Genomic DNA, 12,735 nt, shown 5'->3' with positions numbered 1-12,735 from the left:
GGCGCCCGCCGTCAGGGACCCGCCGGGACCAGGGACACCGCACAGGAGCGGATCCGGTCGAGGTCGACGTCGTCCGCGAGCGTGACCGGATCCGGTCGACGAGGGAGGGGCGGGCGGACCCCGAGCAGGCAGCTCATCACCTCCGGGTACACGGTCCGTGCCACGAGAGCCCGGGCCGTGGCGTCGGCCGCCTCGGGCGCGAGGCCCGTGCGCTGTTCGAGATACGCCGCCAGCCGCGCGGTCGGGATCTCGACGACGGACTCGTAGTAGCCGGCCGCCAGCTCGGGCACCCTCTCGGCCTCGGCGATCCCCATCCGCAGGCTCTGGACCGAGGTCGTCCACAGCAATACCTGCAGCAGCCGGCCGCAGTAGCGCACCACGGCGTCGACGGGGTCCGCGATGTCCTCGTCGGGCACACCGATCTGTTCCAGGTAGAGCTCCCTCGACAGCTCCACGATCCCGGCGAACAGCGCGTCCTTGCTGGGGAAATGCGCGTAGAGCGAGCGCTTGGACGTCTCCGCCCGTGCGGCGACCGCGTCCATCGACGTCCGCTCGAAACCCGACTCCAGGAACTGGGCCTTGGCGGTTCGCAGGATGTGCTCCCGCAGCTGCGCGCCTCGACGTGCCATGGTCTTGCCACTCCCCAAAGTAAACGGTACGGTCGAGTTTACTTACTTGCCGGCCCCCGAAGGACCCCCATGATTGCCGTCACCGCCCCCACATCCAAGATCGGCCGGCAGGTGCTCGAGCGACTGCTCGCCGCCGGGGAGACCGTGCGCGTCGTCGTCCGGGACCCGGACCGGCTGCCCACCGCCGTCCGCGAACGCTGCGAGACGGTCGTCGGATCGCACCGCGACCCCGCCGTCATCGGCCCCGCGCTGCGCGGTGTCGACGCCCTGTTCTGGCTCATGCCTCCCGACCTCACCGCACCCGATCCCGTCACCGCCTACCGCGACGCGAGCCGCCCCGGCGCGGAGGCCGTCGCCACACACGGCGTCGGCCACGTCGTCGGGGTCTCCGCCCTCGGTCGTGGCACCCCGCTCGCCCACCGGGCCGGCCACGTCACCGGATCGCTGGCCATGGACGACCTCTTCGCCGCCACCAGCCACTACCGCGCGCTGGCCAACCCCACCTTCATGGACAACACCCTGCGTGCAGCCGGCGCCCTGCACGACACCGCGACACTGACGTCGACCACGGCTCCCGACCACCGGCTGCCCCTCGTCGCGACCCGCGACATCGCCGACGCCGCCGCCCACCTCCTGCTCGACCGCTCCTGGAGCGGGTTCGCCGAGACGCCGTTGCTGGGCCCCGAGGACCTCTCCGGCAACGACATGGCAGCCGTGCTCTCCGACGTACTCGCCGACCTCCTCGGTCGACCGGTGCGCTACACGCAGACGGACCCGGAACTCGCCGGCCGCGCGATGCTCGACCACGGCGCATCCCCCGGCATGGCACGTGCCATGGCCGACATGGCCACCGCGAAGAACGAGGGTCTCGACGAAGGCGTCACCCGCACTCCCGCCACGACCACCCCGACCACCTACCGCGACTGGTGCACCGAGAACCTCAGGCCGGTCATCGCCGCCCTCGGTCCCGCCCGGGACGCCCGACAGGAGACGGCATGACCCTCATCTGCATCGAGGAACACGCCCTGCACGGCCCGACCGACACCGCGGCCGGCCCCACGCTCGGGCAGCAGGCTCCGTACATGTCCGGGCAGAGCAGGAGCGACGCGCCCGTGCCCCGCGTCGACGGACGGCATCCCGCCGTCGACATGGACACCGCCCGACGGCTCGGCGCCGACCTCGGGGCCGGCCGCATCGACGACATGGACCGGCACGGCATCGACATGGCCGTCGTGTCCTGGACGAGCCCCACCCAGCTCGTTCCCGGGGACGCCGCGGTAGAGCTGGCCCGCGCGGCCAACGACCGTCTCGCCACCGCGGTCTCCGAGCACCCCGACCGTCTCGCCGGATTCGCGACGCTGCCCTGGCAACGTCCGGCCGAGGCGGTCGCCGAACTCGACCGTGCCGTCGGGGAGCTGGGTCTGCGCGGCGTACTGATCGTCGGACGACCCGGTGCCGGATTCCTCGACGACCCCGTCCACCGGCCGCTCCTGCGCCGCCTCGCCGACCTCGGCGTGCCGCTCTACCTGCACCCCTTTCCTCCGCTGTTCGAGGTGCAGCAGGCCTACCACTCCGGCTTCAACGACAAGGTCACCGCGGAACTGTCGCTCGGCGGATGGGGCTGGCACCACGAGGCGGGAATCCACGCCCTGCGTCTCGTCCTCGCCGGGATCTTCGACGAACTCCCCGGCCTGCAGATCATCAGCGGACACTGGGGCGAGATGGTGCCGTTCTTCCTCCCGCGCCTCGACGACGTCCTCTCCCCCGGCGACACCGGACTGTCCAGGACCATCAGCGACACCTACCGGTCCCACGTCTGGGTCACCCCCAGCGGCATGTACCACCGGCCCCAGTTCGACTACGTCCGCGAGGTCGTCGGCATCGACCGCATCATCTGGTCGACCGACTACCCGTTCCTGCACCTCGACGGCACCCAGGAGTTCCTGAGCGGACTCGATCTCTCCCACGGGGAACGCGAGCAGATCACCCACGGCAACGCCGCCCGACTCCTGGGTCTCTGACGACGCGGCGGCGCCGACGGCCCGTGGCGCGGCGGACGGGAACGGTCGGCGGGCCTCGGGGAGGGGCATCGAGGCCGCTCTCCGTCGGACGCCCGTGGCGCTCGGCCACCGGACGCTGTTCGGGCTAGTCGGGCTGTTCGGGCACCAGGAGGTCGACCGCGACGGCGAGGCGTCGGCGATAGGCCTCACGGGTCTCCACCTCGTGCTTCACGCCCACCGATGTGCTGATCAGGGTGTCGGCGATGTCGACAGCCCTACGGCGGTCGACCGTCCGGGCGAGTGCGTCGACGATCAGCTGCCGGAACCTGGCGGGCGCCGTCTCGACGATCTCACCGAGCAGGTCCGGGTTGGCGGCGACGACGTCCTCGACGTCGCGCGCGGGGCCGACGTAGCGGCCCGCCCAGTGGTCGAACGCGTCCACGATCCGGTGGCGCAGCGGCTCGGCGGTCGACGCGAGCGAACGTTCTGCGGCTGCGAGGTCGCGGTCCAGAGCGTGGGTCGCCGCGGCGCGGAACAACTCCTGCTTCGAGGAGAACAGGAAGTACAGACCGGGCCGGGAGATCTCCGCCGCGCGCGCGACCTCGTCCATGGACGTCTTCCGGTAGCCGAAACGGGCGAAGCTCAGCAGCGCCGACTCCAGCACGCGCTCACGACGGCCGACCGCCTCCGACGCTGTCACGGGCCGAGTCTAGCCGCCACTGATCGCACTAGACAGAAAGCGTTCATCTTGTACAGTTTAGGCATGCGTCGCGGCCTCCGCTCCACACCCTTCTCCGCCACCAGCACCGCCGACGACGTCCTCTCTGGGCACAACCTGACCGGCGTGCGCGCCGTCGTGACCGGGGCGGCGTCCGGGCTCGGGGCCGAGTCCGCCCGCGCCCTGGCCGCCGCGGGGGCCGAGGTGACCCTGGCGGTCCGCAACACCGTCGCCGGTGCGGCCGTCGCCGCCGACATCGCCAGGTCGACCGGGAGGCCGGCGCCCGCGGTGGCACCGCTCGACCTCGCCGACCGTTCGTCGGTCGAGGAGTTCGTCGCGGCGTGGCGCGGCCCGCTCCACCTCCTGCTCGCCAACGCCGGGGTGGTCACCGGGGGTCCCGAGCGCACCGCCGAGGGCTGGGAGCTGCAGTTCGCGACCAACCACCTGGGCCACGTCGCCCTGGCGACGGGCCTGCACCGCGGGCTCGTCGCCGGTGCCGCGGATCGGGGCGGAGCGCGGATCGTCGTGGTGAGCTCGACCGCGCACATGCGAGCGGACGTGGACTTCGACGACCTCCACTTCGACCGCCGCGCCTACGACCCCCAGATCGCCTACGCACAGTCGAAGACCGCGAACTCCCTCTTCGCGGTGGGGGCGACCCGACGATGGGCCCGGGACGGCGTCGTCGCGAACACCGTCAACCCCGGCGGGGTCGCCACCGGGTTGCAGCGGAACTTCACCCGTCGTCAGAAGGACTCCCTGGCCGCCGCGGAAGCGGCAGGAGTGTTCACCTACAAGACCGTCGAGCAGGGAGCGGCGACGAGCATGGTGGCCGCGGTCGACCCGCAGTTCGCGACGTCCGGAGGCCACTACCTCGACGACTGTCAGGAGGCCTACGACGTCCCGAACGACGCCGACCTCGCCGACCACCCCCACGGCGTGAAGGCCTGGGCGCTCGACCCCGACCGCGCCGACCGGCTGTGGACGGTGTCGGAGCAGCTCCTCCGTCCGTGAACTCGTCCGTGCCCGCTCAGCGTTCTCCCTGCGTAGCTGCGCGGACTCCTCGAACTGCTCGGTCGTCGAGCGGGCCGGCGCCACGGACGCGGTCCAGCAGCGCGATCGGGTCGTCGGGCGCACTCGCTCCGCGCCACGCGACGTGGCCGTCAGGTCGGACGAGCACCATCGGCGCCGCATAGAGCCGGACGACGGCAGGACGGTCGATACGCAGCACCCTCAGCGGCACCCCGAGGGTGCTCGCGGCACGGACCATCGGAGCCGGGTCGGCGGTGGCCGTGGCGACCAGCACGAAGCCGTGGCCGAAGTGATCGAGAGTGGAGCTGCCGTCGGGGAGCCAGGCGTGCGGCGCGCGGCACCCGGGCCAGGTCGAGGGAACATAGGCGTCCGGCTCGTCGGGCGGCTCGGGGGTGCCGTCCGGCAGGCAGATCGGCGAGCCGGCGTAGCGGTGGCCGAGCTGCACCCCGATGCTGCGGAACTCACGTCCACGCAGCCGTTGGATGAGATCGCCGGTCGCTCTGCGCGCCTGCGCGCCGATGTCGTCCGGGCGATCGAGGAGCGGGTCGGGGGTCAGCCTGGCATCCGAGGTCCAGTTGCTCGACGCCTCGGAGACGTTGCGCACCGCCACCGGGCGTCGCTCGATCTCGTAGCTGTCCAGCAGGTCGGAGCCGCCCCAGCCGTGCAGGACGGCCGCGAGCTTCCAGCCGAGGTCCACGGCGTCTCCGATCCCGGTGTTGGCGCCGAAGCCGCCCTTGGGCCACAGCAGGTGCGCGGCGTCGCCCGCCAGGAACACCCGGCCGTCCCGGTAGCGGTCGGCCACGACCCGGTGCCCGCTCCACGGCTGGGCCCGCAGGATCTCGGTCTCGATCGGCTCTCCGACGGCCTCGTGCACCCAGCGGACGGCGTCCCCGTCGGCCGGCTCGTGGTCGAGGTAGACCGACAGCCGCCACTCGTCGACGCCGTCGACGACCGTGATGTAGGGCCGCTTCTCCGAGGCGAGGGTCTGGATCTGTGCCGCCCGCCCGCCGGTGCGCTCGATCAGCAGCTCCCGTAGCCGCGGGGCCCGGAAGTGCAGGGCGAAGTTGTGGCCCTGGGCGAAGTCGCCGACGAGCTCGATCCCGAGCGCGCGCCGGATCCCGCTGCGGCCGCCCTCGCAGCTGACGAGGTAGGCCGCCGCCTCGGTCCGTTCGGCGCCGGTGACGACGTCCCGGACGCGGGTGGTCACGCCGTCGGCGTCCTGGGTGAAGTCCTCCAGCCGGTTCCCGTAGGCGATCTCGACGGCCGGCAGTCCGGCCGCGATCCGCTGCAGCAGCGGCAGGAGGGAGAACTTCGAGATGAAGGCGGGACCCTCGGGGGTCACGTCGGCGTACTCGCCGGGGCTGGAGTTGGTGACCCCGTGGTCGAACTCGGCGAGCACGTGCCCGACCACCTGGGTCATGAACAGGATGCGGTGCGGGTGGTCCGGGCCCGGCAGGCATTCGCGACGCGCCTCGGCCGCATGGCCCCACCGCCGCAGGTGCTCCATGGAGCGGGAGAAGATCGCCTCCCCGGCCGGGAAGGCCACCGACCCGTCGGTCTCGTCGACGAGCAGCACCGGCACGTTCCGCCAGCCGAGCTCGATGGCCGTGCAGAGGCCCACCGGGCCGCCGCCCACCACGATCACACGCCCCGGCCCTGGCGTCCGGTGCGCGCTGTCCGCTGCAGGTCGTGTCACTCCGGCACCTCACACGTCGTCGTCGATCGAGCTGGGCACTGCCGCCACCGGGAGCGGCGGGAGCGCCGCCGCCGTGCGTTGACACCCGCCATCGAAGCACTACTCTTGAGTGATACTCAAGAGAGGAGCTGCCCATGGGTCTCATGCTCGACGACGACGTCAGCCAGTGCCGGCAGCACGTGATCGGCTACCACCTCGCGATCGACCGGGGACGAGCCACCACGGGGATCGACGCCTTCACCGACGACGCGGAGTTCGAGATCCGCGGCGAACGGCTCCACGGGCGCGCCGCGATCCTCGAGTTCCTGACCCGCCGGGAAGCCATGCCGGACCGGCAGACGGCCCACCTGATCAGCAACGAGCACCTCGTCGAGCGCAGCGCCGACGAGATCACGCTCAGCTGCCTGGTGCTGCTCCACCTGCGCGGTGCCGACGGCACCTACGACCTCGAGAAGATCCTCGACACCACCCATACCCTGCGCCGCACGGCCGAGGGATGGCGCATCGCGCGACGGACCTCGCGTCCGTTGCACGGACCCACCGGAGGTGCGGCATGACCGCCGCGACCGACCGGCCCGCACCGGGGCAGACCTCGACGCGGGCCGTCCCGCGGCAGATGGCGGAGCTGGTGCTGAAGACCGGGCGCTTCGAGCAGATGCACGCCTGGTACTCGCACGTCCTGGGCGCCGGCCCGTTCTTCGAACGCACCCCCGACCCGGACGCCCCGCCCCGCACCGCGGGCATGCCCGAGCGCGCGGTGGACGTCCGACTCGCCTTCTTCCCCGTCCGGGACGGTCAGGTCCTCGCCCTGTTCGGGATCGACTCCCTCGCGGGCGTCGAGCCCGCCGGGCCGGGCCTGCACCACTTCCAGTTCGGCGTCGCGTCCCTCGCCGACCTGATCGCCCAGTTCGAGCACCTGCGGGCCGCCGGAACCCATCCGCACCGCGCGGCCAACCACGGTCAGGCCACGAGCTTCTACTTCCGCGATCCGGACGGCAACGTCGTCGAGTTCTCCTGCTCGAACTTCGACACCCCGGAACAGGAACGGGAGTTCATGGCGAGCCCGGAATTCGCCGCGAACCCGTCCGGGCTGGAGCTCGATCCCGACCGGTTCGCCGAGCACTTCCACGCGGGCGATCCGGACATCCTCGACCTCGACAACCAGGCGGTGGCCCGATGAGCAGGCTCGTCAGCACCACGAAGGGCATCGGCAGCCACGACGGCGAGACCGTCGCCCTGCTCGACGTCGACGCCCCCGACCTGGGCGAGGCCCTGCGCGCGGGGTACGACGTCGCGGACATCGCCGCGGCCACCGTGCGCGAGCGGATCCCCCTCGCGCAGGTCGAGCTGCTCCCGACGATCCCCAGGCCCTCGAAGATCTGGGCCGTCGGCTTCGCCTACGCCGCGCATCGCAGCGAGGTCGGGCGCACCGAGCACCCGGACGAGCCGCACATCTTCCTGAAGGCGCCCTCGTCGGTCATCGCCTCGGGGCAGGCGATCCGGTTCCCGCGCGTGGCTCCCGAGCACGTGGACTACGAGGGCGAACTGGCCGTCGTCGTCGGGCGGCGCGCCACGGACGTCGAGGTCGGCGACGCGATGAGCCATGTCGCGGGCTACACCATCTGCAACGACGTGAGCGCCCGGGACGTGCAGAAGGGCCTCGTCCCGGGACGTGGCGCGGACGTGAGCGCGGCCAAGAGCTTCGACACCTTCACCCCCATGGGGCCGTGCCTGGCCACCCTGGACGAGTTCGACGATCCCGGAGACCTGCACCTGCAGACCTGGGTCGACGGCGAGCTGCGCCAGGACGCGCGCACCTCCGATCTGATCCACCCGGTCGGACCCCTGATCTCCTACCTGTCACGGCAGACGACGCTGGAGCCCGGCGGCGTCGTGATGACCGGGACCCCGGCGGGCGTCGGGCATCCACAGGGGCGCTACCTGCGGTCCGGCTCGGAGGTACGGATCGCGATCGAGGGGATCGGCACCCTGGTCAACCGCTGCGCCTGATCGACCGCTGCGCCTGGTCGACCACCGCGCCCGAGTCGCGCGGCCGCCGCGGTCGGGCGGGCTCAGTCCGACGGGACCGGCGCCGGCAGGTCGCGGGCGCGGGCGGAACCCAGGACCGACTCGAGGAGGAACCGCATGAGCTGAGCACCCGGGCGCGGCGGCGCGCCCTCCACGTTGAAGCCCTCGAAGAGGGTGACGGCGGTGTCGGCGACGAGCTCACGATCCACCGACGGGTCGTCGAGGTCGTCGACCATCTTCCGGACGAGGTCACGGATCCAGTCGAGGAAGCGGTCGTGGGCCTCGCGCACGGCTTCGGACTGCAGGAGCCTGCCGTGCATGGCCTGGTGCAGCGGCCGGAACACGCGCATGTCGTTGAGGCCCCGGACCAGGTGCGACATCGGGTCGTCGTCCGCGTGGTCCTCGTCGAGGATGCGGATCTCCCGGCTGAGCATGCGGTCCATGACCGCGGCGAAGACGTCGTCCTTGGACGGGAAGTACCAGTAGACCGCCGCCGGCGCGACGCCGGCGGCGCGGCTGATGTCGGCCATCGTGGTGCCGGCGTACCCGTGGCTGAGGAACAGCTCGGTGGCGACCGCCAGCACCTCGGCCTTCCGCTCCTCGCGCGGGATGTGCTGCCTGTTCCGGGGCACGGCCGATCGCCTCCTTCGGGTGCTCCGCGCGGCGCAGAGGCGGCTCCAGCTTAGCCATCCGCGGCGAGACGGTCGGAGGTACCTCTTGATCGATCCTCATCCTCTTCGCCGGGATGCCGCCGATCCCGCAGCCAACCGCACCACAGCGACATCCTTGACACTGCTCTTGATCGCCATTCATCATTCGTCCCCATCGCAGCGGCACGGCCCGGCGCGCCCCTCCGCCCGCCGGTTTCCCGACCCCACCGTGATCACGCCGAGCACGGCAGGTCTCACGCACGAACACTCACGACAGAGGAGTCCAGTGTTCCCGCAGAGCGAATCCCCACCCGCCCCCGTGAGGTCGGGCACGCGCCACACCCGTCGGGTCGCCACGGCGAGCTTCGTCGGCACCGCGATCGAGATCTACGACTTCAACATCTACGGCCTGACGGCGGCGCTGATCTTCGGCCCGCAGTTCTTCCCGACCTTCTCGCCCGTCGCGGGCACCCTGGCCGCCTTCGTGACCTTCGGCGCCGGGTTCATCGCCCGGCCGCTGGGCAGCGTCGTCCTCAGCCACCTCGGTGACCGGGTCGGCCGCAAGTCCACACTGGTCGCGTCGCTGGTCATCATGGGTGCGGCCACGTTCCTCACCGGGCTGCTGCCCACCTACGCGGTGATCGGCGTGTGGGCACCTGTCCTGCTGGTCGTGCTGCGCCTGGTGCAGGGCTTCGCGGTCGGCGGGGAGTGGGGCGGTGCGGTGGTGCTGGGCGTCGAGCACGCCCCGACGCACCGGCGCGCCTTCTTCGGCTCGTTCACCCAGATGGGCAACCCGGTCGGCATCGTCCTGGCCTCGCTGACCTTCGTCCTGCTGACGACATACCTGCCCGCCGACGTGTTCAGCTCCTGGGGCTGGCGGATCCCGTTCCTGGCGAGCATCGTGCTGATCGGCATCGGCATGTGAGTGCGACTCGGGGTCGCGGAGAGCCCCGACTTCACCGCCGTGCAGCGCTCCGGCGCCATCAGCCGCTCACCGGTCCGGGACCTGATCACGAACAACTGGCGGGAGATGCTCCTGGGCGGTCTGTCGTCCACCGCCGCGCCCACCCTCGGGTACCTGATGTTCGTGTACATGCTCGCGTACTCCAGGCAGGCCCTCGGGCTGCCCCCGACGTACGTGCTCTGGCTGACCGTCGCCGCCGGGGTGGTGTGGATCCCGCTGGTGCTGGTCACCGCGCGGCTCGCGGACCGCATCGGCCGCAGACCGGTCCTCCTCGGCGGGCTGATCGGCATCGTCGTGTGGGCCCTCCCGTTCTTCGCCCTGGTCAACACCGGGTCGCTGGCCGCGATGATCGTCGCCTACCTGGGCGGCGTGATCGCCGTCTCGTTCGCCACCGGCGCCCAGGCCGCCTTCATCGCCGAGCTCTTCCCGGCCCCGGTGCGCTACAGCGGGACCTCGATGGCCTACCAGATCGGCTCCATCCTCGGCGGTGGCGTGGCGCCGATCGTCTTCGCCCTGCTCTACGCCAGGAGCGGCTCCTCGACCCCGATCGCCGGCTACCTGCTGGCCACCGCCGCGCTCAGCCTCGTCGCCACCTTCGTGCTGTTCACCAGGGGCAGTGCCCGCAACGGCGGGACCGCGTCGACGCGCCCCGAACCCACACCCGCAGTGGAGGGAACTGCCGATGCGCACTGACCACGATCCGACACCCGCCCTCGACCACGACGTCGTGGTGGTCGGGGGCGGCCCGACCGGCCTGAGTGCGGCCATCGGTCTCGGCCGCCTCGGGGTGCGGACGCTGCTCGTCGAACGGCGGGCGACGACCTCGTACCACCCGCGAGGGCACGTGGTGAACGGGCGCTCCCTCGAGATCTTCCGCAGCTGGGGGGTCGCCGAGGAGGTGCTGGCGGCGGGTCTGCCGCGGGAGCGCAACCGCGGCAGCGCATTCGTCACCCGGCTCGCCCACCCCGAGTTCGGCGCGCTGGTCACCCACGGCCACTCCCCCGAGTTCGACCGTGAGGTGGCCGGATACGCACCGCACGTCAAGAGCTCCTGCCCGCAGGACGTGCTGGAGCCGATCCTGCTCCGGGCCGCCTCCGCCCTCCCGGCCGTGGACGTCCGGTTCGGCACCACGGTGCTCGGTGTCGATCACGTCGACGACGTCGACGACGCCGAGGGCGCCGACGGCGCCGACGGCGCCGTCACGGTCCGCCTGTCCGCGGACGGAGGCCCCGAGTCGCAGGTCAGGGCCCGGTTCGTGATCGCGGCCGACGGAGCGGCCAGCCCACTGCGCGACCAGCTCGGCGTGCGGCTGGAGGGCCCGGAGCGCCTGGGCGCACAGATGGGCATCTACTTCCACGCCGACCTGTCGCGCTACGTCGCCGACCGCCCCTACCTGCTGTGGTGGGTCTACAACCCCGAGACCACCGGCGTGCTCATCACCCTCGACGGCCGCCACAGGTGGACCTACAACTTCGCCTACGACCCGGCCACGACCGAACCCGCCTCGTTCACCACCGAGCGCTGCGTGGAGATCGTCCGCGCCCTCGTCGGTGACCCCGATCTCGACGTCGACGTCCGCAGCGCCCGGCCCTGGCAGATGCAGGCGCGCGTCGCCACCCGGATGCGCGTCGGGAACGTCTTCCTCGCGGGCGACGACGCGCACCCGCTGCCGCCCACCGGCGGGCAGGGGATGAACACCGGTGTCGGCGACGTACACAACCTCGCGTGGAAGATCGCCGCGGTGTTGCGGGGGCGGGCCGGCCGGCACCTCCTGGACACCTACGAGGAGGAACGCCGTCCGGTCGCCCGGTTCAACGTCGACCAGAGCCTCGCCAACGCCGAGCGGATGGCGCGCGCCGGGCTCGGCGGGATGCTGGAGAACGACCTCGACTTCGTGGCCCGGATCGAGACGCTCGACGACGCCGAGCTCGGGCCGGTCCGGGCGGCGATCGCCGAGCAGCGCGAGCACTTCGAGTACTACGGCCAGGTGTTCGGCATTTCCTACGAGTCACCCGGGATCCGGCCGGACGGTACCGAACCCGTCCCCAGCCCCGTCGGCCGCTACCTCCCGGTCGGGCGGCCCGGCGCGCGTGCCCCCCACCTGTGGCTCGACCCCGACCGCACCCGCTCCCTGCAGGACCTGTTCGGCGCCGGGTTCGTGCTGCTCACCACCGCGGCCGGGAAACGGCGGTGGACGGCACCGGAGGAGGTCGACGTCGTCGCGGTGGGAGCCGAGGCGCGGCACGCCGGCGTCGAGGACGACTTCCGCGCCGTCTACGGCATCGGCGCCGACGGGGCCGTGCTCGTCCGCCCGGACGGGCACATCGCCTGGCGCGCCTCCGCGTTCGATCCCACGATCGACCTGAGCGACGTGCTCGACCATCTGCTGCTCCGGCAGCCCGACCTCATGGAGGCAACCGCATGACCTCGACCGACCAGCACACAGGGGCGGCGCGCACGCTGCCGGACCCGACCGTCGCCCGGCCCCCGGTGGGGCTCGCCCACGTGGTGTTCCGCACCAACGACCTGCCGCGGATGCGGGAGTGGTACTGCACGGTGCTGGGCGCGCACCCGGTCTTCGACAACGGCAAGCTCGCGTTCCTGACCTACGACGAGGAGCACCACCGGGTGGCCCTCATCGCCACCGGGCCGTACCCCGTTCCGAGCGACGAACCGCAGGTCGGCTTCTACCACTCCGCCTTCACCCATCCCGATCTCGGCGCGCTCCTGGCCACCTACCGCCGGCTGCGGGACGCGGAGATCCTCCCCGTCCGCGCCATCCGCCACGGTCCGACCGTGTCGCTGTACTACCGGGATCCGGACGGCAACCACGTGGAGCTGCAGGTCGACAGCTTCGCGACCGCCGACGAGGCGACGGAGTGGATGAAGGGGCCGGTGTTCTCGGTGAACCCGATCGGCACCCTGTTCGACCCGGAGGAGATGGTCGCCGACTACGAGCGCGGCGTCCCGTTCGAGGTCCTCGTCCGGCGCGACGACGACCCCGTGCCGGCCTCCTGA

At 71.9% G+C, this 12,735-nt stretch carries 14 protein-coding genes; 10 read left to right on the top strand and 4 right to left on the bottom strand.

Translation table 11 applies throughout. The features are described from left to right. Nucleotides 1-11: 11 nt before the first annotated feature. The gene (locus tag KPL59_RS19185) at nucleotides 12-629 is read right to left on the bottom strand and encodes a TetR/AcrR family transcriptional regulator (RefSeq protein WP_226361586.1); all 618 of its coding nucleotides are present in this window, start codon (nucleotides 627-629) and stop codon (nucleotides 12-14) included. Nucleotides 630-698: 69 nt separating this feature from the next. Here KPL59_RS19185 and KPL59_RS19180 point away from each other — a divergent pair, with 69 nt between their 5' ends. Both KPL59_RS19180 and KPL59_RS19175 read left to right on the top strand, forming a co-directional pair. Beyond that, nucleotides 699-1,628 carry an NAD(P)H-binding protein gene (locus KPL59_RS19180; protein ID WP_226361585.1) on the top strand — a complete coding sequence of 310 codons (930 nt, stop codon included), beginning with the start codon at nucleotides 699-701 and terminating at the stop codon, nucleotides 1,626-1,628. Then, on the top strand, nucleotides 1,625-2,650 hold the full coding sequence (locus tag KPL59_RS19175; RefSeq protein ID WP_226361584.1) for an amidohydrolase family protein: 1,026 nt from the start codon (nucleotides 1,625-1,627) through the stop codon (nucleotides 2,648-2,650). The genes KPL59_RS19180 and KPL59_RS19175 overlap by 4 nt, the downstream gene beginning before the upstream one ends. A 124-nt stretch (nucleotides 2,651-2,774) precedes the next feature. Here the strand turns inward: KPL59_RS19175 and KPL59_RS19170 are convergent, their stop codons facing one another. Beyond that, the gene (locus KPL59_RS19170; protein ID WP_226361583.1) at nucleotides 2,775-3,329 is read right to left on the bottom strand and encodes a TetR/AcrR family transcriptional regulator; all 555 of its coding nucleotides are present in this window, start codon (nucleotides 3,327-3,329) and stop codon (nucleotides 2,775-2,777) included. 63 nt (nucleotides 3,330-3,392) lie between these two features. On the opposite strand from KPL59_RS19170, the gene KPL59_RS19165 reads away from it, so the two are divergent. Next, nucleotides 3,393-4,361: an SDR family NAD(P)-dependent oxidoreductase gene (locus tag KPL59_RS19165; protein ID WP_226361582.1), complete on the top strand. Its 969-nt coding sequence runs from the start codon at nucleotides 3,393-3,395 to the stop codon at nucleotides 4,359-4,361. A 16-nt stretch (nucleotides 4,362-4,377) separates the two neighbouring features. Here the strand turns inward: KPL59_RS19165 and KPL59_RS19160 are convergent, their stop codons facing one another. Further along, nucleotides 4,378-6,015, bottom strand: a complete 1,638-nt coding sequence (locus KPL59_RS19160; RefSeq protein ID WP_226362106.1) for an FAD-dependent monooxygenase — start codon at nucleotides 6,013-6,015, stop codon at nucleotides 4,378-4,380. A gap of 194 nt (nucleotides 6,016-6,209) precedes the next feature. Here KPL59_RS19160 and KPL59_RS19155 point away from each other — a divergent pair, with 194 nt between their 5' ends. The 3 genes from KPL59_RS19155 to KPL59_RS19145 are packed head-to-tail and all read left to right on the top strand — an operon-like array spanning nucleotide 6,210 to nucleotide 8,085. Beyond that, on the top strand, nucleotides 6,210-6,632 hold the full coding sequence (locus KPL59_RS19155) for a nuclear transport factor 2 family protein (protein ID WP_226361581.1): 423 nt from the start codon (nucleotides 6,210-6,212) through the stop codon (nucleotides 6,630-6,632). After that, nucleotides 6,629-7,255 carry a VOC family protein gene (locus tag KPL59_RS19150; protein WP_226361580.1) on the top strand — a complete coding sequence of 209 codons (627 nt, stop codon included), beginning with the start codon at nucleotides 6,629-6,631 and terminating at the stop codon, nucleotides 7,253-7,255. Before KPL59_RS19155 ends, KPL59_RS19150 begins: the two co-directional genes overlap by 4 nt. Next, the gene (locus KPL59_RS19145; protein ID WP_226361579.1) at nucleotides 7,252-8,085 is read left to right on the top strand and encodes a fumarylacetoacetate hydrolase family protein; all 834 of its coding nucleotides are present in this window, start codon (nucleotides 7,252-7,254) and stop codon (nucleotides 8,083-8,085) included. The genes KPL59_RS19150 and KPL59_RS19145 overlap by 4 nt, the downstream gene beginning before the upstream one ends. 62 nt (nucleotides 8,086-8,147) lie before the next feature. On the opposite strand, the gene KPL59_RS19140 is transcribed toward KPL59_RS19145, so the two are convergent. Continuing rightward, entirely contained in the window at nucleotides 8,148-8,735 is a 588-nt protein-coding gene (locus KPL59_RS19140; RefSeq protein WP_226352761.1) for a TetR/AcrR family transcriptional regulator, read from the bottom strand. Between the two features lie 337 nt (nucleotides 8,736-9,072). Between KPL59_RS19140 and KPL59_RS37025 the strand changes: the two genes are divergently transcribed. The 4 genes from KPL59_RS37025 to KPL59_RS19120 are packed head-to-tail and all read left to right on the top strand — an operon-like array spanning nucleotide 9,073 to nucleotide 12,735. Beyond that, entirely contained in the window at nucleotides 9,073-9,678 is a 606-nt protein-coding gene (locus KPL59_RS37025; RefSeq protein ID WP_226361578.1) for an MFS transporter, read from the top strand. After that, complete coding sequence (locus tag KPL59_RS19130; protein ID WP_226361577.1) at nucleotides 9,679-10,410, top strand: MFS transporter; 732 nt, start codon at nucleotides 9,679-9,681, stop codon at nucleotides 10,408-10,410. Continuing rightward, the gene (locus KPL59_RS19125) at nucleotides 10,400-12,142 is read left to right on the top strand and encodes an FAD-dependent oxidoreductase (RefSeq protein WP_226361576.1); all 1,743 of its coding nucleotides are present in this window, start codon (nucleotides 10,400-10,402) and stop codon (nucleotides 12,140-12,142) included. The genes KPL59_RS19130 and KPL59_RS19125 overlap by 11 nt, the downstream gene beginning before the upstream one ends. Beyond that, entirely contained in the window at nucleotides 12,139-12,735 is a 597-nt protein-coding gene (locus KPL59_RS19120; protein ID WP_226361575.1) for a VOC family protein, read from the top strand. The genes KPL59_RS19125 and KPL59_RS19120 overlap by 4 nt, the downstream gene beginning before the upstream one ends.

Origin of the sequence: Pseudonocardia sp. ICBG1142, assembly GCF_020496255.1 — a bacterium.
GTDB lineage: Bacteria > Actinomycetota > Actinomycetes > Mycobacteriales > Pseudonocardiaceae > Pseudonocardia.
The sequence above is the reverse complement of the archived record's forward strand: the minus strand, read 5'-3'. Positions and strand labels throughout refer to the sequence as shown.